The 21,891-nt window shown below is 69.8% G+C and carries 24 protein-coding genes; 13 read left to right on the plus strand and 11 right to left on the minus strand.

The annotated features are described in order from the left end of the window. Positions 1-43: 43 nt before the first annotated feature. The 3 genes from ASG40_RS06655 to ASG40_RS06665 all read right to left on the minus strand — a co-directional run bounded on the left by ASG40_RS06655 (position 44) and on the right by ASG40_RS06665 (position 3,141). Positions 44-985, minus strand: coding sequence for a metallophosphoesterase (locus ASG40_RS06655; RefSeq protein WP_055882758.1), 942 nt, complete (start codon positions 983-985; stop codon positions 44-46). A gap of 268 nt (positions 986-1,253) precedes the next feature. After that, positions 1,254-1,466 (minus strand): hypothetical protein, encoded by a 213-nt coding sequence (locus tag ASG40_RS06660; RefSeq protein WP_055882760.1) that lies wholly within the window; start codon positions 1,464-1,466, stop codon positions 1,254-1,256. 286 nt (positions 1,467-1,752) lie between these two features. Beyond that, positions 1,753-3,141 (minus strand): aminotransferase, encoded by a 1,389-nt coding sequence (locus ASG40_RS06665; RefSeq protein ID WP_055882763.1) that lies wholly within the window; start codon positions 3,139-3,141, stop codon positions 1,753-1,755. A 117-nt stretch (positions 3,142-3,258) separates the two neighbouring features. Here ASG40_RS06665 and ASG40_RS06670 point away from each other — a divergent pair, with 117 nt between their 5' ends. Together ASG40_RS06670 and ASG40_RS06675 are read left to right on the plus strand one after the other, a co-directional pair. Beyond that, positions 3,259-3,804 (plus strand): hypothetical protein, encoded by a 546-nt coding sequence (locus ASG40_RS06670; RefSeq protein ID WP_055882765.1) that lies wholly within the window; start codon positions 3,259-3,261, stop codon positions 3,802-3,804. Further along, positions 3,801-4,517 (plus strand): HAD family hydrolase, encoded by a 717-nt coding sequence (locus ASG40_RS06675; protein ID WP_055882767.1) that lies wholly within the window; start codon positions 3,801-3,803, stop codon positions 4,515-4,517. The genes ASG40_RS06670 and ASG40_RS06675 overlap by 4 nt, the downstream gene beginning before the upstream one ends. An 11-nt stretch (positions 4,518-4,528) precedes the next feature. Here the strand turns inward: ASG40_RS06675 and ASG40_RS06680 are convergent, their stop codons facing one another. Next, the gene (locus tag ASG40_RS06680) at positions 4,529-5,020 is read right to left on the minus strand and encodes a MarR family winged helix-turn-helix transcriptional regulator (RefSeq protein WP_055882840.1); all 492 of its coding nucleotides are present in this window, start codon (positions 5,018-5,020) and stop codon (positions 4,529-4,531) included. Positions 5,021-5,230: 210 nt separating this feature from the next. Between ASG40_RS06680 and ASG40_RS06685 the strand changes: the two genes are divergently transcribed. Then, positions 5,231-6,010, plus strand: coding sequence for a DUF1499 domain-containing protein (locus tag ASG40_RS06685; protein ID WP_055882769.1), 780 nt, complete (start codon positions 5,231-5,233; stop codon positions 6,008-6,010). A 112-nt stretch (positions 6,011-6,122) separates the two neighbouring features. On the opposite strand, the gene ASG40_RS06690 is transcribed toward ASG40_RS06685, so the two are convergent. Then, positions 6,123-7,061, minus strand: a complete 939-nt coding sequence (locus ASG40_RS06690) for an MBL fold metallo-hydrolase (protein ID WP_055882772.1) — start codon at positions 7,059-7,061, stop codon at positions 6,123-6,125. An 88-nt stretch (positions 7,062-7,149) separates the two neighbouring features. Further along, entirely contained in the window at positions 7,150-8,103 is a 954-nt protein-coding gene (locus ASG40_RS06695; RefSeq protein WP_055882774.1) for a DUF2865 domain-containing protein, read from the minus strand. 422 nt (positions 8,104-8,525) lie between these two features. Here ASG40_RS06695 and ASG40_RS06700 point away from each other — a divergent pair, with 422 nt between their 5' ends. Beyond that, a complete protein-coding gene (locus tag ASG40_RS06700; protein ID WP_055882842.1) occupies positions 8,526-9,875 on the plus strand; it encodes an Nramp family divalent metal transporter in 1,350 nt (449 codons plus the stop codon). Between the two features lie 173 nt (positions 9,876-10,048). Here the strand turns inward: ASG40_RS06700 and ASG40_RS21080 are convergent, their stop codons facing one another. Further along, complete coding sequence (locus tag ASG40_RS21080) at positions 10,049-10,219, minus strand: hypothetical protein (protein ID WP_156387603.1); 171 nt, start codon at positions 10,217-10,219, stop codon at positions 10,049-10,051. A 285-nt stretch (positions 10,220-10,504) separates the two neighbouring features. Between ASG40_RS21080 and ASG40_RS20330 the strand changes: the two genes are divergently transcribed. Then, positions 10,505-10,681 (plus strand): DUF1328 domain-containing protein, encoded by a 177-nt coding sequence (locus ASG40_RS20330; protein WP_082494335.1) that lies wholly within the window; start codon positions 10,505-10,507, stop codon positions 10,679-10,681. A 285-nt stretch (positions 10,682-10,966) separates the two neighbouring features. Here the strand turns inward: ASG40_RS20330 and ASG40_RS06705 are convergent, their stop codons facing one another. Beyond that, the gene (locus ASG40_RS06705) at positions 10,967-11,194 is read right to left on the minus strand and encodes a NepR family anti-sigma factor (RefSeq protein ID WP_055882775.1); all 228 of its coding nucleotides are present in this window, start codon (positions 11,192-11,194) and stop codon (positions 10,967-10,969) included. A gap of 330 nt (positions 11,195-11,524) precedes the next feature. Between ASG40_RS06705 and ASG40_RS06710 the strand changes: the two genes are divergently transcribed. After that, positions 11,525-12,328: a response regulator gene (locus ASG40_RS06710; RefSeq protein ID WP_055882777.1), complete on the plus strand. Its 804-nt coding sequence runs from the start codon at positions 11,525-11,527 to the stop codon at positions 12,326-12,328. Positions 12,329-13,257: 929 nt separating this feature from the next. Here ASG40_RS06710 and ASG40_RS06720 read toward each other — a convergent pair. After that, on the minus strand, positions 13,258-13,452 hold the full coding sequence (locus ASG40_RS06720; RefSeq protein WP_055882782.1) for a general stress protein: 195 nt from the start codon (positions 13,450-13,452) through the stop codon (positions 13,258-13,260). A gap of 356 nt (positions 13,453-13,808) precedes the next feature. Here ASG40_RS06720 and ASG40_RS06725 point away from each other — a divergent pair, with 356 nt between their 5' ends. Beyond that, positions 13,809-14,252 carry a cyclic nucleotide-binding domain-containing protein gene (locus tag ASG40_RS06725; protein ID WP_055882784.1) on the plus strand — a complete coding sequence of 148 codons (444 nt, stop codon included), beginning with the start codon at positions 13,809-13,811 and terminating at the stop codon, positions 14,250-14,252. Between the two features lie 16 nt (positions 14,253-14,268). On the opposite strand, the gene ASG40_RS06730 is transcribed toward ASG40_RS06725, so the two are convergent. Continuing rightward, the gene (locus ASG40_RS06730; protein ID WP_055882786.1) at positions 14,269-14,712 is read right to left on the minus strand and encodes a VOC family protein; all 444 of its coding nucleotides are present in this window, start codon (positions 14,710-14,712) and stop codon (positions 14,269-14,271) included. Between the two features lie 185 nt (positions 14,713-14,897). Between ASG40_RS06730 and ASG40_RS06735 the strand changes: the two genes are divergently transcribed. Beyond that, on the plus strand, positions 14,898-15,539 hold the full coding sequence (locus tag ASG40_RS06735; protein WP_055882788.1) for a L,D-transpeptidase: 642 nt from the start codon (positions 14,898-14,900) through the stop codon (positions 15,537-15,539). A gap of 74 nt (positions 15,540-15,613) precedes the next feature. On the opposite strand, the gene ASG40_RS06740 is transcribed toward ASG40_RS06735, so the two are convergent. Then, positions 15,614-16,117, minus strand: coding sequence for a YciE/YciF ferroxidase family protein (locus ASG40_RS06740; protein ID WP_055882790.1), 504 nt, complete (start codon positions 16,115-16,117; stop codon positions 15,614-15,616). A 252-nt stretch (positions 16,118-16,369) separates the two neighbouring features. Between ASG40_RS06740 and ASG40_RS20335 the strand changes: the two genes are divergently transcribed. From ASG40_RS20335 to ASG40_RS06760, 5 genes are all read left to right on the plus strand, one after another. Beyond that, positions 16,370-16,522 carry a DUF3096 domain-containing protein gene (locus ASG40_RS20335; protein WP_082494334.1) on the plus strand — a complete coding sequence of 51 codons (153 nt, stop codon included), beginning with the start codon at positions 16,370-16,372 and terminating at the stop codon, positions 16,520-16,522. Positions 16,523-16,733: 211 nt separating this feature from the next. Further along, positions 16,734-19,403: a pyruvate, phosphate dikinase gene (ppdK, locus tag ASG40_RS06745; RefSeq protein ID WP_055882844.1), complete on the plus strand. Its 2,670-nt coding sequence runs from the start codon at positions 16,734-16,736 to the stop codon at positions 19,401-19,403. A 406-nt stretch (positions 19,404-19,809) separates the two neighbouring features. Next, the gene (locus ASG40_RS06750) at positions 19,810-20,058 is read left to right on the plus strand and encodes a hypothetical protein (protein ID WP_055882792.1); all 249 of its coding nucleotides are present in this window, start codon (positions 19,810-19,812) and stop codon (positions 20,056-20,058) included. Positions 20,059-20,276: 218 nt separating this feature from the next. Next, positions 20,277-21,356 carry a cell wall hydrolase gene (locus ASG40_RS06755; RefSeq protein ID WP_055882846.1) on the plus strand — a complete coding sequence of 360 codons (1,080 nt, stop codon included), beginning with the start codon at positions 20,277-20,279 and terminating at the stop codon, positions 21,354-21,356. Between the two features lie 138 nt (positions 21,357-21,494). Further along, positions 21,495-21,755, plus strand: a complete 261-nt coding sequence (locus ASG40_RS06760) for a DUF6894 family protein (protein WP_055882794.1) — start codon at positions 21,495-21,497, stop codon at positions 21,753-21,755. Positions 21,756-21,891: the final 136 nt, after the last annotated feature.

Here is a 21,891-nt window from a genome sequence, read left to right on the forward strand (position 1 = left end):
AATCGCCGGGCCGAAGGGGGTCGGTCGTTGACCGGCGCCCCAATCAGCCCGGGATGTCGGGGAGGGGCCGGGTGGCGGTCCGGTCCGGCGCGCCGAGGTCGATGAGGACGATCTCCGGCGGCACGCCGATGCGCACCGGCACGCGGCTGACGCCGAGGCCGCCCGACACCACGAGGTGACGGTTCTGTTCGACGATGTGGCCGTAGCCGTAGCGCTGGCCGTAGCGCGAGGGGATCACCGGCGAGCGCCCGAACAGCCGGATCTGGCCGCCGTGGGTATGGCCGGCCATGGTGAGCGCGACGCGGGCCGGGACCTTCGGAAAGGCGTCCGGTTCGTGGATCATCAGGAGGATCGGCGCGGCATCGGTGACCTGGGCCAGCGTGCCGGGAATGTCGCTGGGGTTGCGCCAGTCGTGGACCATGTGGAACGGCTGCTGGTCGGCGAGCCCCGCGACCCAGAACGGGCGGCCGTCCTTCACGAGGCGGATGGCGTCGTTCTCCAGGACCGGGATGCCGCGTGCCTCCAGCGCCCGGCGGGCGGCGACGGGACCGCGGCGGTTGGCCTGGGCCACCGGGTCTTCCCACCAGTCGTGGTTGCCCAGGATGCTGTAGGTTCCGAGCGGCGCCTTCAGGCCCTCGACCACCCGTGCGAACTCCGGCAGCGGCACGTCGCGCCAGGCGACGCCGGGCCCGGCCGGATAGTCGCCGAGCATCAGCACGAGGTCGGGCTTGAGGGCGTTGGTGGTCTCGACGATCTCGGCGACCCGGTCGAGGGGCATGTAAGGCTCGCCGATATGGAAATCGGCCAGCACCGCCACGCGCAGGTTCAGGCCGGGCGTCCAGTTCGGCAGCACCGGCGCATAGGGGGTGACGACGAGCCGGAAACGCGGCTCGATCCCGAAGGCGTAGGCACCCGTGGCGCCCCCGAGCGCCACCGCGCCGCCGAGGCCACCCAGGAACTGCCGCCGGCTCGGCAGGATCAGCATCGGCCCTCAACCCCGTGTCAGATGTGGTGCAGCCGACGATCCGACCGCCGATCCCTTCGACCGCTCACGCAGGACATCGCCTGCCATCGCGGCTGATTCGCGGCAGGTCGAGCCGATGGACCGCGAGCGACGCTAGCGAGCCAAACCTTGACGAACCGACAATCGCGGCGTCGCGAAACCCGCGCATTCACCCATCGCCCGGCGAGGCCTCGCGCGGGGGAGGGCACGCGCGGGGGGAGGGCTCGCGCGGGGAGGGAGCGTCCGCGCGTCAGACCAGCGGCGCGTCCTCGTGCAGGAGGCGGGCGGCGATGACCGCGCAGCCGTCCTTGCGCACTGCCGGCTTGACCGCGGCCGAGGCCTGGACGGCGGCGGCGAGGGCCGGCAGCGCCACCGGCCGGAAACCGTCGCGGCCGAGGTTCGAGGCGGTCGAGCGGCGCTTGCCCTGGGCGGTGTCGCTCGGGGTCTGGGCTGAGGGGTACATGGAAGACGTGTCCTGTATGGCCTGGCCGGACCGCCGTCGGAACCTCGCATCCGTTCCGGCGATCGTGGATCATGCGATGGGTCGCCGCTCACCGACCGGCAACCCAGACGTTCATTAGCCGCCTTGGAAGATGAACGAAAGATTAAGGTGATACGCTTCGCCCGAGACTACAGCCGGCGACGAGTGCGTAGAGGCACGCTGCTGCATTGCGGAAGGCCGATGATGCATTGCACACTATACTTGCGCGACCCGGACGATCGCGGCGACATCGTGGCGGGGCGCGACCTCAGAGCGGGGCCGCCTGCAGGCCCTCGGCGGCGATCCACGCCTCAGTGCGGTCGAGGGCACGGGTGAGCCGGTCGAACAGGGTGTCGATCTCCTCGCGGGAGATCACCAGGGGCGGGCACACCGCGACCCGGTCGCCGGCGAGGAAGCGCACGATCAGGCCTTCGGCCTGCGCGAAGGCGACACAGCGGGCCGCGACGCCGGCCTTGGGCTCGTACTGCCGCTTGGAGCGCTTGTCGGCCACGATCTCGACCCCGCCGATCAGGCCGATGCCGCGGGCCTCGCCGACGATGGGGTGGTCGGCGAGCGCCGACAGCCGCGCCTGGAACTGGGGCGCCTTCTGCGCCACGCCCTCGACGATGCGGTCGCGCTTGAGGATCGCGATGGTCTTGAGGGCGACCGCACAGGCGACCGGATGCCCGGAGTAGGTGGTGCCGTGACCGAAGGTGCCGAGCTTGGCGCTCTGCGAGACCATCAGCCTGTAGAGGGGCTCGTCGATGCTGATGCCGCCCAGCGGCATGTAGCCGGAGGTCACCGCCTTGGCGAAGGACAGGGTATCGGGGCGCATCCCCAGGGCCTCGGACCCGAACCAGGTGCCGAGCCGCCCGAAGCCGCAGATGACCTCGTCGGCGATGAAGCGGACGTCGTAGCGGGCGAGCACCGCCTGGATCGCCGCGAAGTAGCCGGCGGGCGGGGCGATGGCGCCGCCCGCCCCCATCACCGGCTCGGCGATGAAGGCGGCCACCGTCTCCGGGTCCTCCGCCAGGATCAGCGCCTCGAGTTCGTCGGCCAGGCGCTGCGAGAACGCACCTTCCGTCTCGCCCGCTTCGGCGAACCGGTAGTGGTGCGGGCAGGCGGTGTGGAGGAAGCCGGGCAGGGGCAGGTCCCAGTCGGCGTGATTGGCCGGCAGGCCGGTCATCGAGGCGGTGGCGACGGTGACGCCGTGGTAGCCGCGCTGGCGGGCGATGATCTTCTTCTTCCTCGGCCGGCCGAGCGCGTTGTTCATGTACCAGGTCAGCTTGACCTGGGTGTCGTTGGCCTCGGACCCCGAGGAGGTGAAGAACACCTTCGAGGTCGGGATCGGCATCAGCTCCTTGAGGGTCTCGGCGAGTTCGATCGCCGGGTCGTGGCTGCGGCCCGAGAACAGGTGCGTGAAGGGCAGGCGCGACATCTGCTCGCTGGCGGCCTCCACCAGTTCCTCGTTCGAATAGCCCAGCGCAGTGCACCACAGGCCCGCCATGCCTTCGAGATAGGGCCGGCCGTCGCTGTCGTAGACCCAGACGCCGTGTCCGCGTTCCAGCACCAGCGGTCCGGTCTCGCGGAAGGTCGCGAGGTTGGTGTAGGGATGGATCAGGGTTTCGACGTCGCGGGCCGCGAGGTTCGAGAGCATTGGGTCGCCCATGCCTGGAGGATGCGGGCCGGCTCGGCCCCGTCGTCCCGCCACAGTAACGACCCGCCGTCCCGGCACCAACACGTCCGTTCAGCGCAGCGAATGACCCGAGAAACCATGCTCGATCCCGCCGCCTACGTCGCCACGCCCGCCCCGGGGCGGGCCTGCGGCACCTGCACCCTGTGCTGCAAGGTCTACGACGTGCCCGCCGTGGAGAGCCGGGCCGGGCAATGGTGCCGGCATACGAAGCAGGGCAGGGGCTGCGCCATCCACGAGACCCGGCCCGACCATTGCCGCGCCTTCCACTGCCTCTGGATGACGGAGGCCTGGCTCGGGCCGGAATGGAAGCCGGACAAGGCCAAGATGGTGCTCAGCCTCGATCCGGTGACCCGCAACATGAACGTGCAGGTCGATCCGGGCCAGCCGGCGGCGTGGCGGCGCGAGCCCTACCTCGGCCAGCTCCGGCGCTGGGCGGCGGCGTCCCTGGCCCAGAAGCGCCATGTCCTCGTCCACCTCGACAAGGCCACCACGGTGGTGCTGCCCGACCGCGACGTGGCCCTGGGCGTGATGGAGGCGGGCGACCGCGTGGTCACCCGCGAGCGCATGACACCGGCGGGGATGGTGATCGAGGTCGAGCGGGTCGCCGATGGTTCCCCGCCGTGAGCCGGCTCGCCGGCATCCTGTTCGACAAGGACGGCACGCTGGTCGATGTCGACCGGACGTGGGGGCCCGCGGCGCACGCGGTGATGATCCGCCTCTCGGGCGGGGAGGGCGCCGCCCTCGATCGCCTCGTCGCCGCGAGCCACTTCGTCGTGGACGAGCGCCGCTTCCTGCCGACCTCGCCGCTTCTGACCGGCGCGGCGGCGGTGTTCGGGCCGCTATGGGCGGCGGCACTGGAGCGCCCGGCGGGCGCGGACTTCTTCGCCGAGATCGAACGCCTGTTCCGGAAGGAGGGCCTGCGTTTCCTGACGCCCATCGGCGAACCGGCCGTGATCGCGCGCCGTCTCGTGGCCGCCGGCTTCGGCGTGGGCATCGCCACGAACGACGCCGAGGCCTCGGCACGGGCGCAGGCCCGCACCCTGGGGCTCGCGCCGCATTGCGCCTTCGTCGCCGGCCACGATTCCGGTTACGGGCGCAAGCCAGGCCCGGGGATGGTGGACGCCTTCGCCGCGCATCTTTCGGTGCGCCCCGGACGGATCGCCGTGGTCGGCGATTCGGCCGACGACCTCCTGGCGGCGCGGGCGGCCGGGGCGATGGCCGTCGCCGTCCTGACCGGCCCGGCCGGGGACGCCGCACGCGGCTCGCTCGCGTCCCTCGCCGACCACGTCATCGGCTCCATCGCGGACCTGCCCGATCTCCTGGCGACACTCGGCTAGGGCCATTCCGTTCAGCCGCCGTGGCCCGGCCCTTCGCTGCGCGCCAGGTCCCGCCACTTCAGAACGAGCCGTTCGAACTCGGCGATGTCCTCCGGCGCCAGCCGCCCGAGGGTGCGGGCGACATAGGCCTCCTGGATGGCGATGCCCCGCCCGGCGAGCTCGCTGCCGGCCGGCGTCAGGTGGAGCGCATAGGAGCGCCGGTCACCGGGGATCGCCCGGCGCTCCACCGACCCCGCCTCGACCAGCCGATCGATCAGCCCCGAGACGTTGCCCTTGGTGACGTAGAGCCGGGCGGCCAGGTCCTGCTGGGTCAGACCCTCGCGCTCGGTGAGCGTCGACAGGACGTCGAACTGCGGAATCGAGAGGCCGATCGCGCGCAGCTCCACCGCGACGGCGGCCGACACGCGACGGTTCAGGCGGATGAAGCGGAACCAGACGCGGAGCGGATCGGCGGACGCCGTCACGGGCGAGGTCGAAGCGGTCTGGACCAGCGGTGCGTTCATGATCTGGCCGCTATAGCAGAACCGGTACAAGCCGATAGCCGCATGGGCTTGAGCCGGATGTCCAGGGCGGTGTCTCCAGGATACGGTGGACCGGGATGCGGACCGGCGCGGCTGGCCTCCGCGCCGACGGGGCGCTAAGCAGGGTCGACCACGGCCCCCTCCGTCCGGCCGACACGACCGATCCCGTCCACCAGCGTTCGTGCTTCTCCCATGCGTCGCCTGCACATCGAGGTTCCCGTGACCCGCGCCGGCGCCATGGCCCGGCTGACGGCATGGCTGGCGCTGCTCGTCACCCTGCTGGCGGTGGTGCTGGTGCGCGACCAACGCGCCGAGGCGGGCCCCGCCCTGGTGGCGCTGTCGACGGGCCCGCTGCTGGCGCTGGCGGCGGTGGTCCTGGCGGGGTTCGCCCTGCTGCGGGTCTGGCGCGAGGGCGCGCAGGGGCTCGGCGGTGCCATCGCCGGCCTCGTGGTGGCGAGCCTCGTCCTCGCCTATCCCGCCTTCGCGGCGATCCGCGGACTGCGGCTGCCCGCGCTGACCGACGTGAGCACGGACACCGACAACCCACCGGCCTTTTCGCGGTCGCGCGCAGCCTTCGCGGCGCGCGCGGGACGCTATCCGCCCGACCCCGGGGCGACGGTGCGGGCGAGGCAGCGGGCGGCCTATCCCCAGGTGGCGCCGCTGACCCTCGACATCGGCGCCGACGAGGCCTTCGAGCTCGCCCGCAAGGCGGCGGTGAACAGCAAGTGGCAGATCGTCGAGGCGATCCGTCCCGGCGGCAGGGTCGGCAACGGCCGGATCGAGGCGGTGGCGCGCGGCCTCGTCCTCAACCTCGCCGACGACGTCACGGTCCGGGTGCGGCCCCGCGCCGACGGCGCCCGCATCGACGTGCGCTCCGCCTCGCGCATCGGGCCGCGCGACCTCGGCGCCAATGCCGACCGCATCCGCGCCTATCTCGACGAGGTGACGAAACTCGCCATCGCGGTGAAGTGATACGGTTCCCGCTCGATTCACGCGGGAACCGTATCACCAAGCCCGCGCGGCGCCTGAGCGAAGCCCATTTCCGCATCACGAAGCGATGAACGGGAAATTATGAGGCGTCCCGTCAGCCGGCCTCCGCCACCGGCTCGTAGCGGCCGTCGAGGCGGGGCAGGCCGTCCGTGGCCACGAGGCCGCGTTCGCACAAATCCTCGAGATGGGCGAAGACCGACAGCGCCGCCGCGCCGACGAGCGCGGGGCTCAGTCCCTGGTAGATCGCACGGACGACGGCCAGCACGTCGCGGTCGCCGGCTAGGAGGCGGGCGCGGATGGCGGTCTCGCGCTGGCGCCGATGGCCCCAGAGCGCCCGCACGAACCGCCGGGGCTCGCGCACCGGGCCGCCGTGGCCGGGCCAGAACACCGTCTCCTCCCGCTCGCGCAGGGCGTCGAGGGAGGCCATGTAGGCTCGCATCGATCCGTCCGGCGGCGCCACGATGGTGGTCGACCACGCCATCACGTGGTCCCCCGAGAACAGGGCGGAATCCTCGGGGAGGCTGAAGGCGAGGTGGTTCATGGTGTGGCCGGGCGTGGCCACGGCCCGCAGGGTCCAGCCCGGTCCTTCCACCGCCTCGCCGTCCGCCAGCACCCGGTCCGGGCGGTGGTCGCGGTCGGCGCCGGCATCGAGGCGGATCTCGCCCTCGGCGAGCGGCCGGGCCGCGACATGGGGGCCGCAGCCGACGACGGGGGCGCCGGTACGGGCCTGGAGCAGGCGTGCACCCGGCGAATGGTCGCGGTGAGTGTGGGTGACGACGATCTGCGTCAGCCGCTCGCCGGCGATCGCGGCGAGGAGCGCATCGATATGGCCGGCGTCGGCCGGGCCGGGATCGACGATCGCGACCTCGCCGGACCCGACGACGTAGCTGCAGGTGCCGCTCGCCGTGAACGGGCTGCCGTTGGGGCAGACCAGCCGCCGCACCAAAGGGGAGACCCGCTCGGTCACGCCGCTTCGCGGAAGCCCGGCGTCGAGATCCGGCGCGGCGTCCCCATCCTGTCGCTCGTTCGTCATCACGCCTCGGCCCGCATCCTCTCGCCAGCCTTGGGCGCAGATGCCGGACGAGATCAAGGCCGCCCGGTCGGCAGCAGGGGTCTCGCCCTCAGGGCTTGAACGGCGAGGGCACCACCACGCGCACCGCGCTGAAGGCCGGCTCCACCTCGATCGGAGGAGCGAGGGGCTGGAACCCGCCGACCTGCGCGAGCTGGACGCGGGCGCCGCGCTCGGCGGTACGCAGGGTCTTGCGGAAGGCCCGCGCGTCGGCCTCGCGGCGGATCACGTCGACCTTGGCGTCGATCTCCAGGCGGGCGCGGCGCGACAGACCCTTGGCCTGGCGGAAGTCCACCACCTCGAAGCCGCCGCTGCGAGCCTTGACGACGACACGGGCGCTGGCGTTCGTCGCCACCACGTCACCGGCCCGGAGGGTCAGGTCGCGATCGAGGGGCAGGGGAGCGGCGGCCACGCCCTCGGGCTGGCAGGAGCACTGGTCCACCCGCTTCACCCGGAACAGGTTGGCCGAGGCCAGCCTGGCATAGGGCTGCCCGGTGAGGCTGACGGCGCGGTCGAGCTCCGTCTCACCGCCGCCGAGGGTGTAGAGGGCGGTCGGCGCATTCGGGCAGGCGGCCGCGCAGGCGGCCTGGTGGACCGGCAGGTCGCGCTTGTCCCTCAGGCGGCCCACCGGGAACAGGTAGCCGTCGCAGGCCCGCACGCAGACGGTGCGCGAGCCCAGGGCCGATGCCGTGAGGGCGGCCGAGGCGCGCTCGGCGCGTGGAGGACGCGGCCGTGTCCGGCTCGGGGCTGCGGCCACCGGGCGCGGCGTCCAGCGCGGTGTGGCCGCGGCACCGACGCGACGGGCGTCGGGCAGCGACGAATACCGGCCCGGGCGGGGCGACGGACGCACAACGGGGACCGGTGCGGGGGCGGGGCCGGGGGCTACGCCGAACAACGACTCGAAGAACGCGCCGATGCCGCCGCGCTCGGACGCCTGCACGAAGCTCGTGGCGACGGTCATGCCGCCGAGACCGAGGATCAGCCCGGCGGTCGCCGTCCCGAGCATCTGCCGGCCAGTCTTCGACGGTGCCCAGCGTTGCCAATCCATCCTCGGGATATTCCTCTTCCGGAGTGCCGGCCGGGCCGACGCCTCGCGCGATCCCGCGCATCTCGAAGACGATTAAGGGGAGCTTAACGCCTCTTGCAATGGGGCAGGACAACCGAGGGGGAGGACAATCGCGGCGATGCGAAATCTTGGTTAGGTCACGTGGTTACGTGGTTGGGTTAGCGTCACCCCGCCGATCCCGCGCGCGGGAGCCGCCTCGTGGACCCAGGCCGGCGCCGCTCCGGCGGAAGGGCGCGAATCGTGCCTTTCCGGAGCGCCGGCGGCGACAGACTTAGCCGCTTGCCTTGATTATAGCCCATGCTATGAACCGCCACGGCGCGCCCGGGGCACGTCCGACCCGCTTTCTTTGGAAGACCTTCGGCATGACGGACCGCGCGGACCGGGACAAGGCCTGGCAATTCGACCGTGGGACGGAGGCCGTACCGAGCCTGGGCGCGCTGAACGGCAGCGTGCCGGTCCTGGCCACGGGCTCGTGGCTGCGACGCCTGCTCGGCTTCATGGGCCCCGGCTACATGATCTCGGTGGGCTACATGGACCCCGGCAACTGGGCCACCGACATCGCCGGCGGCTCGCAGTTCGGCTACACGCTGCTGTTCGTCATCCTGCTCTCGAACCTGATGGCGATCGTGCTGCAGGCGCTGGCCGCCCGCCTCGGCATCGCCACCGGACGCGACCTCGCGCAGGCCTGCCGCGACCATTATTCGCGCCCCGTCGCTTTCGTGCTCTGGCTCCTGTGCGAGGCGGCGATCATCGCCTGCGATCTCGCGGAGGTGATCGGCACCGCCATCGCCTTGAAGCTCTTGTTCGGCATTCCCCTGGTGCTGGGCGCGGTCATCACCGCCCTCGACGTCTTCCTGGTCCTGCTGCTGCTGCGCCGGGGCTTTCGCGCCCTCGAAGCCTTCGTGATCGCGCTGCTCGTCGTGATCTTCGTATGCTTCGCCATCCAGATCGCGATGGCGGCGCCGGTGATGAAGGACCTCCTGGCCGGGTTCCTGCCCTCGGCCGAGATCGTCACCAACCCCGCCGCCCTCTACATCGCCATCGGCATCGTCGGGGCCACCGTGATGCCCCACAACCTCTACCTCCACTCCTCCATCGTCCAGACGCGCGCCTATCCGCGCACCGAGGAGGGGCGGCGCGGGGCGCTGCGTTTCGCGGTGACCGATTCGACCATCGCCCTGATGCTGGCGCTGTTCGTCAACGCCGCGATCCTGATCATGGCGGCCTCGGTGTTCCATGCCAACGGCCGCATTAACGTCGAGGAGATCGAGCAGGCCTACGAGCTGCTCTCGCCGCTGCTCGGGGTCGGGATCGCCTCGACCCTGTTCGCGTTGGCGCTGCTGGCCTCGGGCCTCAACTCGACGGTGACGGCGACCCTCGCCGGCCAGATCGTGATGGAAGGCTTCCTGCGGCTCCGCATTCCCGATTGGGCGCGCCGGCTCATCACCCGCGGCATCGCCATCGTCCCGGTGGTGGTCGTCACCGCCCTCTATGGCGAGCAGGGCACCGCGCGGCTGCTCGTGCTGAGCCAGGTGGTGCTCTCGATGCAGCTGCCGTTCGCGGTGATCCCCCTGGTGCGGTTCGTGTCCGATCGGAGCAAGATGGGCGCCCTCGTCATCCCGGGCTGGCTCAAGGGACTGTCCTGGTCGATCGCGGGCCTGATCGTGACCCTCAACCTGAAGCTCCTGTTCGACACCTTCATGGGCGCCTGATTCACGGGCGCCCGATCGCGCCACGCCGCCCAGGGTCATTTCGACCCCTCGAACAGCACTTCGGCCCGGATACCATCCGAGCCGAGCGTTCCGTCATCGACATCAGTCGAGCGAGCCAGTGGCGCTCACCGTCGCCCCTTTTCGCCCGGCCGGGGCATCCGGACCGCGGCAGCCTAACGGATGCGACGCCCGCGCGACACCCGGACGGGAATGGGCTGCGGCGTCGCCACGGCGCCGCCCAGCATCCGGTCGAGGCCCTTCACGAGGGCCTCGGAGGCCGAATCCAAAGCCTTGATGAGGCGTCCGAGGCCGGTCTCGGACGGACGGGTCGAGGGCTGTGTCATGGCATCATCCACAGTGCAGGTGCTGGTGACGAACGCGACGCCGGTATCTCGGTTCCGGCTCCGTGATTGCTCATGTGGTGCGTCCACCTCCAAACGGCAGACCTGAAGGGCGATGCGCCGCACGGGGCCAGTGTGTCGTCGATCCCGCAATGCCGCAATCCCCGCGTGGCGAAAACGTGACGAAAGCACGGCCGCAACCAGGAACCGCCATCGGGACCTGACGTTATGGATGTCAAGAGGTCGCAGCGCCTGCTGCACCCGTTCCATCTTTGAAGGATGACTCCGATGCTGGGTTGGGCCGTTACGTTTCTCGTCGTCGCACTCGTCGCCGCCCTGCTCGGCTTCGGCGGCATCGCAGGCACCGCCATGGAGGCGGCCAAGCTCGTTTTCTTCGTGGCCATCGTCCTGTTCGCCATCTCGGCGGTGATGGGCCTTCTGCGCGGTCGTTCATCGAGCCTCTGACGCCGAAAGCATCCGGGCGGTGAGCACCTCACCGCCCGGATGAGCCCGGATGACATGGCGAAACTCGTGACGGATACGGCTCCCGCTGGAATCGGCCGGGAACCGTATCACAGGGCCCTTGAGGCCTCTGACGATGACTGAAATCCGTTCTGCGTAGCGATCACGGCACCACGGCAAGACAGGTGCTTCGCAACGAGCAAACCGTTCTCGGGTCAGGCCGCAGTCTGCGCGCGAACCGAAGAACGTCGATTCGAACTTTCCTGGAATCCGAACTCCGCTTTGGCTTCAGATGCCGCCATCCGCGCCGGTCTCACCGGCTTCGAGCTTGGCGATGAGATCGCGAAAACGATCGGGGACCGGTTGCTGGACGACCGCGTCGTACATCGTGCGAAGGTGAAGGCCGATCCGTCTCTGAGTGTGATCGCTGAGTTGTCCCGGAGCTGTGGAATCGCGACCGGATTCCTTACGCACGTCTCTACCGCCAGGCCCGTCGGCCTTCCCGTCCTCGTTCATGCAGTCGAACCCCTTGAGAGCCGACGGATGGGCGACGCCGTTTTTGTGGCTGGACGAAGCGCTTGACCCATACCGAGACTGCAGCTGCAACGCAGCCGCTCGCGATGGGTTCCGCCGGCTGGAACGGGACCATCGACGTCGGCGTTGAGACCGCGACCGAAAGGGTTCCCGCCGGGCATCACTTGCGACGCTGGGGACATGGCATCATGTAGGGGCCATGCAAAAAGGTCGCGCCTCGTCAAAAAGGTGCGGCCCTGGGAGAAGCTGTCCGGTAAGAGGCAGGCGAGAGCACTGCCTCGGCCGGAAGAACGAACGTCTCAAGGGGATCTAATGTCGACAGCCCAACTCGTGGTGCAGCATCTGCCGTACCTGCGCCGCTACGCGCGGGCCTTGACGGGCAGTCAGGTGGCCGGCGACGCCTATGTGGCCGCGACGCTGGAAACGCTGGTGAACGAACCGGAGACTCTGGGACGCAGCGCCAACGTCAAGGCCGACCTGTTCCGCGTCTTTACGCGCATCTGGAATTCCCTGTCGGTGAACGGGCAGAGCGACCAGGTGCAGCACGACCTTCCGGCGGAGGTCCGACTCGGCCAGATCACGCCGCTGCCGCGCCAGGCCTTCCTCCTCTCCTGCCTCGAAGGCTTCTCGGAAGAGGATGCCGCGATCATTCTCGACGTGGACGTGGCGCAGGTCCGCGACCTCGTCGACGAGGCCGGGCGTGAACTCGCCGCCGACATGGCCACGGACATCCTCATCATCGAGGACGAGCCCCTCATCGCCATGGACCTCGAGGCGCTGGTGGAAGGCCTCGGCCACAACGTCATCGGCGTGGCGCGCACCCGCACGGAGGCGATCAAGATCGCGTCCGAGGGGACTCGCCCCGGCCTGATCCTGGCCGACATCCAGCTCGCCGACGGCAGCTCCGGCCTCGATGCGGTCAACGACCTGCTCAAGACCTTCGAGGTGCCGGTGATCTTCATCACCGCCTACCCGGAGCGCTTCCTGACCGGCGAGCGTCCCGAGCCGGCCTTCCTCATCGCCAAGCCGTTCCAGCCTGCCAACGTCTCCGCGGTGATCAGCCAAGCCCTGTTCTTCCAGCAGAGCGCCCGCCGCCGCGACGTCAAGGCCGGCTGAGCGACGCCGTCGAGCGACCGCCGCGACGAGAAAAGGCCCCGGTCCAGAGACCGGGGCCTTTTCTCGTTCATGCGCCGGAAGACGCACGATCACGCACAAAAAAACGGGCCGGCGGAAGCCGGCCCGTGGATGAGTTTCCGGCCAATGCACAAGGGGAATGCGGTTGAGGACCAGGCGGCCGGGGTGCTCGAATAACGAACCTGTGCCGAGGCGGTTCCTCCCCGTCGCTTTTTCGAAGGGCGGTGTTTTTGCGCAACATTCGCGCGATCCCGGCGACGATCCGTTAACGAGGTCTGACCCCGCCCCCGCCGGCGGGATACTGTTTTTGCGCCATCACGGCACAATCGAGGAACCGAACAACCGCGCGCGTGTTGCACCGACATCCTGTCAAGTTGCCCCTGCAGGTTTTTGGAGGCTGCGACGATGCTACGGTCTGGTGCGCTACTCCTGCTGGCCGGGCCGGCCGCCGTCCTCGCGCTCTTCGCGCAGCCTCTGATCCGCGATGGCGTCGATCGGGCGCAAGCCGCTTCGCTGAAGACCAATCGGGTCGCCATCGGCGACGCCGGTACGATCGGTGCCCCAGCGACCGTCAAGGTCGCGGCGGTGGTGCGGTCGGAGGGCCGGCGATCCGTCGCGCCCGCCGCGAATCGGACTGGAACCGACAAAGCCTCCTCCAAGCCGCCGCGGCGGCTCATGAAGGAAGGGTGCGAGGGTGCGATCAGTTCGTTGGCCGGCCCCGAGGCCCGCCGCATGGTGCCTGGCCGCTGCATCGCTTGACGGACATTCCGGTTCCTGCTGAGCCGCGGTTCCTACCGTGAAACCGAGCATCGAAAAAAGCCTCCGTCCCAAGTGGGATGGAGGCTTTTTCATTCCGCATCTCGACTGGCGAACGGCGTCGCCCGATGGGGCTGCGCCGTTCGCCGGAACGGTTACTCGTCGCCGGGACGACCGGTGCCGGTGGACTGACCGCCCTTGCGACCGGCGGCCGAGGCCAACTCACGGTCCTGCGAGAAAGACCGCTTCTCGGCCGGGACGCTGCGCCCGCCCTTGCTCGCGATCTCGCGCTGCCGCTCCAGATCCATCGACGCGAAACCTCGCTTCGAGGTCGAATTTCCTGATGCCATCAGTGCCTCCTCAGCATGTCGCTCACAGCCTGAACAACCTTCGCCGATATCGATGGTTCCTCCCGCCAGAGCCGGCCGCGCTTCCCGGAACCATACCGGACCCCGAAGGCAGCACAGATCTTGAGAAAGCCGGCGTCGATCGGCCGATGCACTTCGCGACATCTTCCCGGCCGCCGGCCCGGATCAAGCTAAGCCGTTTGCCGGACCGACTGATCGAAACGGGGTTAGGAAACGCCCGATCGGACCGCGCCGGTCGCGTCGCGACTGGACAAGGGGCCGGCGACCCGCATGGATGCGCCTGATCGTGCCTCTCCATCCCCTTGCACAGACGAACAGCCCACCGGAGCGCCTACCCCATGACCCTGGACACCGAGGTCCTGTCCCTGCGCCAGGTGCCGATCTTTCGCGAAGTGGAGCCGTCGCGGCTCAAGCTTCTCGCCTTCACGAGCGAGCGGGTGCATTTCGACGCAGGCCAGCGCCTGTTCGCCCAGGGCGACGCGGCCGACGCCGCCTATCTGATCCTCGACGGCTCGGCGGCCGTGAGCATCGACGGACCACAGGGGCCCTTCCGCCTGGCGGTGCTCGGGGCGAACGCCCTGGTCGGCGAGATGGGCATCCTGGCGGACCAGCCGCGCTCGGCCACCGTCACGGCGGAGACCGCCACCATGGCCCTGCGCATCAGCCGGGCGGTCTTCCTCGAACTGCTGGCGCAGTTCCCGCAGATCAGCATCGCCGTGATGCGCGACCTGGCGCTTCGGCTGGAACAGACCAACCAGCAGCTCGCCCAGAGCCGCCGGTGATCGAAAGGCGGGCGGGTCAGGCCGGCGGATAGGTGATGAACTCCATCAGGGAGCCGTCGGGATCGCGAAAGTAGACGCTGACGCCGACGCCTGCGGCGCCGCGACGCTCCACCGGCCCGAGCTCGACGGGGACGCCGTGCCGGGCGAGGTGGTCCACCGCCCCCTCGATCGGACCTGACCAGCGGAAACACAGGTCGCTGTTGCCGGGCATCACCGGCTTCTCGGCCAGGATCGAGCCCGGCTGGCCGGGGCCGTGGACGTTGAGCTGCACGCCGCCGAAGCGGAAGGCCACCTTCGCCCCCGCCGGCACCACCTCGGCGCCGAGCACGTCGCGGTAGAACGCCGTCGACACCTCCCAGTCCGTGACGTGGATGACGCAATGGTCGAGGTGGATCGCCGGCCCGAGTTCGGCCAGGGCCTCGCCGGCCTGTTCGACGGGGTATGTCTGCGTGTCGGCCATCGCTCGCCCTCGCGGCGCCCTGTCCGGCGGCGCCCGGTCCCCGCTCATAACCCCGTTGCCGCCCAGGGGCGAGCCTTGCTCTCGCCATCCCGTGCCATCGGCCCTGAGGCGCAAAAGTCACATCGCCGGGGGAGGGGAGCGGCTAGTCAGGGGCAAGAGACATCTCACACCCGCCGGACGAGCCCATGACGACACGCCGGATCCTCATCGCCCTCGTCGCCTTCGCGCCGCTGGCCGCCTGCAACGCGCGCGGGCCCATGACGGTGGCCCAGACCGACGAGGCGGCCTGGTACACCGGCACGATGCCGGACAAGCCCTACGACGTCCCCCTGGTGGACACCGGCCGGCTCGATCCGAAGTATCGCCGCCAGATCGTGAGCTACAAGGGACCGGAGCGCCCGGGCACCATCGTGGTCGACATCGACGCCCGGCAGCTCGCCCTCGTCCAGGAGGACGGCACCGCGCGCCAGTACGGCGTCGGGGTCGGCAAGCTCGGGTTCTCGTGGAAGGGGCAGGCCACCGTCGGGCGCAAGGGCGTTTGGCCCGATTGGCGGCCGACCACCACCATGGTCTCCCTCAACCCGGACCTGCCGCGCACCCTCAAGGGCGGCGTCGACAATCCGCTCGGCGCCCGCGCCCTCTACCTCCACCAGAACGGACGCGACATCCTGTTCCGCATCCACGGCACCAACGAGCCTTGGAGCATCGGCGAGCAGCTGTCGTCGGGCTGCGTGCGCATGCTCAACGAGGACATCGTCGACCTCTACGAGCGGGTGCCGGTGGGCGCCACCGTGCTGGTCAAGCGCAACGGCAAGTATCGGGTCTGAGGACCGCCCTCCGTACGGAAAAAGGGCGGGCCGCCTCGTCGGCCGCCCGCCCCCTGGATGACCGATACCGACGATCAGGCCGCGGCGGCGGTGCCCTCGACGTTGATCGTCAACGCGATCTTGGTGAGGAGCTCGTCGGTGCGCTTCTCCTCCTGCAGGGTCTGGTCGAGGAGCTTGGCGGCATCCTTGTAGCCGAGCTGCGTCGCCCAGGTCTTGAGGGTGCCGTAGCGGGCGATCTCGTAATGCTCCACGGCCTGGGCGCAGCCCACGAGCACCGCGTCGGCGGCGGGGCTGCCGGCGAAATCCTCCAGGTCCTCCTCCATCTCGGCGGTGAGGCCCTGCATCGCCTCGCAGGTCTTGGCCCGCGCCGACTTGCCGATCATCTCGAACACCTGCTGCAGGCGCTCGACCTGAGTCGCGCTTTCCTCGGCGTGGGTCTCGAAGGCCTGGCGCAGGTCGGCGGATTCGGCGGCCTTGGCCGACTTCTTGAGCGCCTTCACCGATTGGCGCTCGGCGTAATAGACGTCCTTCAGGGTCTCGTAGAAGGCGTCGGCGAGGGTCTTTTCCTTGGCGGCCATGATGGGTGTCCTCGATTGTGTCGCGGGCGATGGCGCGGTCGCGGGAAGGCCTTTGCGATCGAAAGGCGCCTGCCTGACCCGAGAACCGGTCCCCCGAGACCCATGTTCCCCGCCCCTCGAATTCCCCGCCCCTCGAATTCCCCGCCCCTCGGATTTCCGGGGGACGCGTTCGACCTCGGCCGTTGCCATTCCCGTCACGCCCGGCGACAGATTCGGGTCTCACCGTTCGCGCCTCATCCGGAGCCCGGCCCCATGACCGTCACCATCGCCAACCTTCAGCCGATCATCGCCCTCCTCGCCGGCGTGCTGATCCTGATCGTGCCCCGGCTCCTGAATTTCATCGTCGCGATCTATCTCATCCTCGTCGGCCTGATTGGCCTCGGGGTGTTTCGCGCGCTATCCTGAGCGGGTGAGGTCTGCGGCAGGCTGCTGCGAAGACCGATGACATTCTGTGAAGATCGTCACGGGGTCCCTCGACGGGCCGGCTGTTCATCGTGCGTTGCGGCATGACATGGTCGAACGCGTCGACGGAGCAACCGCCGCGGGCTCCGAGCCACCGCTCGAACCCGCGCCCGGCCTCCTGAAGGCGGACTTCCTGCAAGCGGATGGGCGATCAATGGCGAAGTGGGTGTATTCCTTCGGCGACGGCAAGGCCGAAGGCCAGTCGTCGATGCGCAACCTGCTCGGAGGCAAGGGTGCCAACCTCGCCGAGATGTCCAATCTCGGCCTGCCGGTCCCTCCCGGCTTCACGATCACGACGGAAGTCTGCACCTACTACTACGACCACGCTCAGCAGTACCCGGCCGAGCTGAAGGCCGAGGTCCAGGCCGCCCTCGACGCGGTCGGCGCGCTGACCGGGCGCGGCTTCGGCGACCCCGAGAACCCGCTCCTGGTCTCGGTGCGCTCGGGTGCCCGCGCCTCCATGCCCGGCATGATGGACACGGTGCTCAACCTCGGGCTCAACGACGTCACCGTGGAGGCCCTGGCCAAGGGCGCGGGCGACCCGCGCTTCGCCTACGATTCCTACCGCCGCTTCATCACCATGTATTCCAATGTCGTGCTCGGCGTGGAGCACCATGCCTTCGAGGAGGCGCTGGAGCACTACAAGGACACCAAGGGCGTCAGCCTCGACACCGAGCTCGGTGCCGACGACTGGAAGACCCTGGTCGGCACCTACAAGAAGATCGTACGCGACGAGCACGGCTCGGACTTCCCGCAGGGCGCGGAAGACCAGCTCTGGGGCGCCATCGGCGCCGTGTTCGATTCCTGGATGATTCCGCGCGCCAAGAAGTACCGCGAGCTGAACGCCATCCCCGCGAGCTGGGGCACGGCGGTGAACGTCCAGGCCATGGTGTTCGGCAACATGGGCGACACTTCCGCCACCGGCGTCGCCTTCACCCGCAACCCCTCCACCGGCGAGCGCGCCCTCTACGGCGAGTTCCTGATCAACGCCCAAGGCGAGGACGTGGTGGCGGGCATCCGCACACCGCAGGACATCACCGAGAAGGCGCGCCTCGAGGCGAAGAGCGAGAAGCCGTCGATGGAACGGGCGATGCCCGAGTCCTACGCCGAACTGGTGCGGATCTACGGCCTCCTGGAGACCCACTACCGCGACATGCAGGACATGGAGTTCACCATCGAGAGCGGAAAGCTCTGGATGCTCCAGACCCGCAACGGCAAGCGCACCGCCAAGGCCGCGCTGCGCATCGCCGTCGACCTCGCGGCGGAAGGCCTGATCACCCAGGAGGAGGCGATCGGCCGGATCGAGCCGGCGGCCCTCGACCAGCTCCTCCACCCGACCATCGACCCCAAGGCCGAGCGCAAGGTGATCGCCTCGGGCCTGCCCGCCTCGCCGGGTGCGGCCACCGGCGAGATCGTGTTCAATTCCGAGGATGCCGAGGCCGCCCGCAAGGCCGAGCGCAAGTGCATCCTCGTGCGCGTCGAGACCTCGCCGGAGGACATCCACGGCATGCATGCCTCCGAGGGCATCCTCACCACCCGCGGCGGCATGACCAGCCACGCGGCGGTGGTGGCCCGCGGCATGGGCAAGCCCTGCGTCTCGGGCTGCGGCACCATCCGGGTGGACTACAAGGCCGGCACTCTGTCGGTGGCCGGCACCACCCTCAAGGCCGGTGACCGCATCACCATCGACGGGTCGACCGGCCAGGTGCTGCTCGGCGAAGTGGCGATGCTGGAGCCATCGCTCTCGGGCGAGTTCGCCACCCTGATGGGCTGGGCCGACAAGGTCCGCACCATGAAGATCCGCGCCAACGCCGACACCCCCACCGACGCCCGCACCGCCCGCAACTTCGGCGCGGAGGGGATCGGCCTGTGCCGCACGGAGCACATGTTCTTCGAGGGCGACCGCATCGTGGCGGTGCGCGAGATGATCCTGGCCGACGACACGCAGGGGCGCCGCGCGGCCCTGGCCAAGCTCCTGCCTTACCAGCGCCAGGACTTCGCCGAGCTGTTCACGATCATGTCCGGCCTGCCCGTGACGATCCGGCTGCTCGACCCGCCGCTGCATGAGTTCCTGCCCCACACCGACGAGGAGGTGCAGGACGTCGCCCGGAGCACCGGCGTCTCGGAAGAGAAGTTGCGCCGGCGGATGACCGAACTGCACGAGTTCAACCCGATGCTGGGCTTCCGCGGCTGCCGCCTCGCCATCGCCTTCCCCGAGATCGCGGAGATGCAGGCGCGTGCCATCTTCGAGGCCGCCGTCCAGGCCGCCAAGGAGACCGGCGCACCGGTGACCTCGGAGATCATGGTGCCGCTGGTCTTCACCAAGATGGAGTTCGACCTCGTCAAGGCGAGCATCGACGCCATGGCGAAGGCGGTGTCGTCCGAGACCGGAAGCGAGGTCGTCTACCAGGTCGGCACGATGATCGAACTGCCCCGCGCCGCCCTGCGGGCGGGCGACATCGCCCAGACGGCCGAGTTCTTCTCCTTCGGCACCAACGACCTGACGCAGACCGCACTCGGCATCTCGCGCGACGACGCGTCGAGCTTCCTCGGGCCTTATACCCAGCGCGGCATCCTCACGGCCGACCCGTTCATCTCCATCGACCAGGAGGGCGTGGGCGAACTCGTGCGCATCGGCGTCGAGCGGGGCCGGGCGGTGCGACCGGACCTGAAGCTCGGCATTTGCGGCGAGCACGGCGGCGATCCGGCCTCGATCGGCTTCTGCCAGGAGGTCGGGCTCGATTACGTGTCGTGTTCGCCCTATCGGGTGCCGATCGCCCGCCTGGCCGCCGCCCAGGCGGCCCTGGCGGCGCGCAAGACCTGAGCCCCATCGGAGCCGTCTCCCGTGGCGCCGAGGCGTCCGGGAGACATCGACCGCGCCACGGCGCGGGCGTCTCGCCGGGCGAGGGCTGCCTCGCGGAACGTCATCGCGATGAAAAAGGTGGCGACGCCGATGTCCGGCCGGACATCACGATGCCTGCCACGATCCTTGCCACGATCCTTGCCGCGATCCCTGCCACGATCCCTGCGATGACGGGCGGCGAAGGCGCGGGACGCCCCGTTGCCGGTGCCCCTCGGAGGGGCCTCGCCGGACGATGAGGAATCGTTCACCAAAAATTTCGTTCTGCGAGAGAACCGACGACGAGTCGGCACGTTGGGTGCTAGTGCCACTCCGACGCGCAGGGTCGATCTCGACCTGCCGGGCGGCATTATCCGCGGGAACGCCGGCCATGAACGACACCCGTCCCACCGACATTTTTCTCGACCAGCCTCCCGTCCCGCTTCCGCGCTCCCTGCAGCAGGCCTACCTCTGGGTGCTCGGCACCGTGAGCATGGCCGGAACGGTGCTGGTGCTGGTGTTCGCCGTCGCGACCCAGAGCAACGCGGATTCCGAGCGGATCGCGACCACGCAGGAGGGTGGCGTGAAGGGCCTCCTGTCCGCCATCGTCGCCACGCACGGACGTCCCGGCGCAATCTGACGCTCGGATCTCGCTCGCAGACCGTGCCACGACGGCACCCGAGCCGGGCGACCCTCTTAACCGCGCCTCAACCATGAACCGCGACGATCATCCGGTGGCCGCACCCCGAAAGGGCACGGCCACCGGTGGTCCTTGGTTCAGGTTGGTCGAGCGTGAGTACGCAGCGAGGACGGCGGGCCTGCAGGCGCGGATTGATGGCGGCGGCGGTGACGCCGTGGATCACGGGGCTCGGCCTCCTGGTGTCCTTCACCGCCTCGGCGGGGACCGACACCTCGCTCGGGTCGAGCCTGATACCGCAGCACGCGGTGCGGCTGGTGCCGCCGCTTCCATCGGGCTCCGCCCTGATCGGCAACAGCGATGACGCGATGGCCGACGCGTTCGGCTCCGCGCCCCTCCGGCCGGACCTGAAGCGACACGAGGGAGCGGATTCCATGGTCTTTCCGCAGCCGCAGCGGTCGGGCAAGGGCGACGCCGCCGTGGCGCCTGGGCCGAGCTTCGCACGCAGCGCCCGCTCGATGCACGACAGCGGACGCTCGCTCATGAGGCCCGGCCTGTCGGGGCGGATGACCGGCCTGCTGGCGCCCGGCGCCGCGACCTGGAACCCCGAGGAGACGTCGGAACCCGGCTTCCTGACCGCACCCGAACCGGAGACAGACGGGATCGCATCCGCGCCGGCCGCGTCCGACGGATCGACCCCGGCGGTGCCGCGCGCGGTCGCCCTGTCCTCCACGACCCCGGCACCGGCCGACGCGACCCCCGTCGAGGTGGCCGCCGCGACCCTCGCCTTCCCGAGCCGCATGCCCGCACCCGAGCCGGAACAGCCCGCACCGGAGGCGACGGTGCCCGACAACGCCCGCCACCGCTACGCCGACCTGATCGTGCCCGAGGCCCTCGACCGCGAGCAAAGGTGCTTGGCCGAGGCCGTGTACTTCGAAGCGCGCAGCGAGCCGGAGGCCGGCCAGGCGGCGGTGGCCCAGGTGGTGCTCAACCGGGTCAAGAGCGGGCTCTACCCGACCAACGTCTGCGGCGTCGTCTATCAGAACCGCCACCGCTACATGGGCTGCCAGTTCTCCTTCGCCTGCGAGGGCAAGTCCCTGCGCATCGCCGACGGCCCATCCTGGCAGAGCGCCAGCCGCATCGCCAAGGCGGTGATCGAGGGACGCACCTACCTGAGCGAGGTCGGCGGGGCGACCCACTACCATGCCGACTACGTCAAGCCCGGCTGGTCGCGGCGGTTGAAGAAGATGGACGTGATCGGCCGCCACATCTTCTATTCGCTCAAGCGCGGCCAGACCTGATCCGGCAAACCCGATCCGGTCCTGCGAGATCGGGTCCTGCGGGATCGGGTCACCGCCTCGGGCTTTGGCTTTTCCCATCGCCTCTGCCACAGACGAAGCGGCCGGAGGTATCCCCCCGGTCGTCGAGGACACGGCGCCATGCCCCGATACTTCTTCAGCACCCATCTTAACGGCGACGTGATCGCCGACCCGGACGGCACGGTCCTGCGCGATGCCGACGCGGCCTGGGACACGGCGCTGAAGACGGCCCGGGCTGCCCTGCGCCAGGCGGGACGGGACGATCGCCGGCTCCTGGCGGCCGTCCTCGTCGTCACCGACGCGGCGGGCGAGGTCGTCCTGGAAATCCCGTTCGCGGAGGCCGTGACGTCGGCGCCGGACCCGACCGAAGGCGAACGGTAGGGCATCGGAACGACGACCCGCGCGGTCAGGCGCTGCGCCGCGGCGAAGACCGTCCCGGTCGACACCCCGTCACGAACCGGGTTGACCGTCGTGCGGACGAGCCATACAAGACGTCGCGTCCGCCCTACGTATGCAC

Origin of the sequence: Methylobacterium sp. Leaf399 (assembly GCF_001424525.1) — a bacterium.
In the GTDB taxonomy this organism is placed as follows: domain Bacteria; phylum Pseudomonadota; class Alphaproteobacteria; order Rhizobiales; family Beijerinckiaceae; genus Methylobacterium.

Coding starts and splice junctions, on each gene's coding strand:
- ASG40_RS06680 (WP_055882840.1), bottom strand. CDS start 5,020: ATGAACGCACCGCTGGTCCAGACCGCTTCGACCTCGCCCGTGACGGCG.
- ASG40_RS21080 (WP_156387603.1), bottom strand. CDS start 10,219: ATGACACAGCCCTCGACCCGTCCGTCCGAGACCGGCCTCGGACGCCTC.
- ASG40_RS06695 (WP_055882774.1), bottom strand. CDS start 8,103: ATGCTCGGGACGGCGACCGCCGGGCTGATCCTCGGTCTCGGCGGCATG.
- ASG40_RS06750 (WP_055882792.1), top strand. CDS start 19,810: ATGAACGACACCCGTCCCACCGACATTTTTCTCGACCAGCCTCCCGTC.
- ASG40_RS06735 (WP_055882788.1), top strand. CDS start 14,898: ATGACGACACGCCGGATCCTCATCGCCCTCGTCGCCTTCGCGCCGCTG.
- ASG40_RS06710 (WP_055882777.1), top strand. CDS start 11,525: ATGTCGACAGCCCAACTCGTGGTGCAGCATCTGCCGTACCTGCGCCGC.
- ASG40_RS06670 (WP_055882765.1), top strand. CDS start 3,259: ATGCTCGATCCCGCCGCCTACGTCGCCACGCCCGCCCCGGGGCGGGCC.
- ASG40_RS06705 (WP_055882775.1), bottom strand. CDS start 11,194: ATGAACGAGGACGGGAAGGCCGACGGGCCTGGCGGTAGAGACGTGCGT.
- ASG40_RS06665 (WP_055882763.1), bottom strand. CDS start 3,141: ATGCTCTCGAACCTCGCGGCCCGCGACGTCGAAACCCTGATCCATCCC.
- ppdK (WP_055882844.1), top strand. CDS start 16,734: ATGGCGAAGTGGGTGTATTCCTTCGGCGACGGCAAGGCCGAAGGCCAG.
- ASG40_RS20330 (WP_082494335.1), top strand. CDS start 10,505: ATGCTGGGTTGGGCCGTTACGTTTCTCGTCGTCGCACTCGTCGCCGCC.
- ASG40_RS06730 (WP_055882786.1), bottom strand. CDS start 14,712: ATGGCCGACACGCAGACATACCCCGTCGAACAGGCCGGCGAGGCCCTG.
- ASG40_RS06660 (WP_055882760.1), bottom strand. CDS start 1,466: ATGTACCCCTCAGCCCAGACCCCGAGCGACACCGCCCAGGGCAAGCGC.
- ASG40_RS06685 (WP_055882769.1), top strand. CDS start 5,231: ATGCGTCGCCTGCACATCGAGGTTCCCGTGACCCGCGCCGGCGCCATG.
- ASG40_RS06760 (WP_055882794.1), top strand. CDS start 21,495: ATGCCCCGATACTTCTTCAGCACCCATCTTAACGGCGACGTGATCGCC.
- ASG40_RS06740 (WP_055882790.1), bottom strand. CDS start 16,117: ATGGCCGCCAAGGAAAAGACCCTCGCCGACGCCTTCTACGAGACCCTG.
- ASG40_RS06720 (WP_055882782.1), bottom strand. CDS start 13,452: ATGGCATCAGGAAATTCGACCTCGAAGCGAGGTTTCGCGTCGATGGAT.
- ASG40_RS06700 (WP_055882842.1), top strand. CDS start 8,526: ATGACGGACCGCGCGGACCGGGACAAGGCCTGGCAATTCGACCGTGGG.
- ASG40_RS06655 (WP_055882758.1), bottom strand. CDS start 985: ATGCTGATCCTGCCGAGCCGGCGGCAGTTCCTGGGTGGCCTCGGCGGC.
- ASG40_RS06725 (WP_055882784.1), top strand. CDS start 13,809: ATGACCCTGGACACCGAGGTCCTGTCCCTGCGCCAGGTGCCGATCTTT.
- ASG40_RS06690 (WP_055882772.1), bottom strand. CDS start 7,061: ATGACGAACGAGCGACAGGATGGGGACGCCGCGCCGGATCTCGACGCC.
- ASG40_RS20335 (WP_082494334.1), top strand. CDS start 16,370: ATGACCGTCACCATCGCCAACCTTCAGCCGATCATCGCCCTCCTCGCC.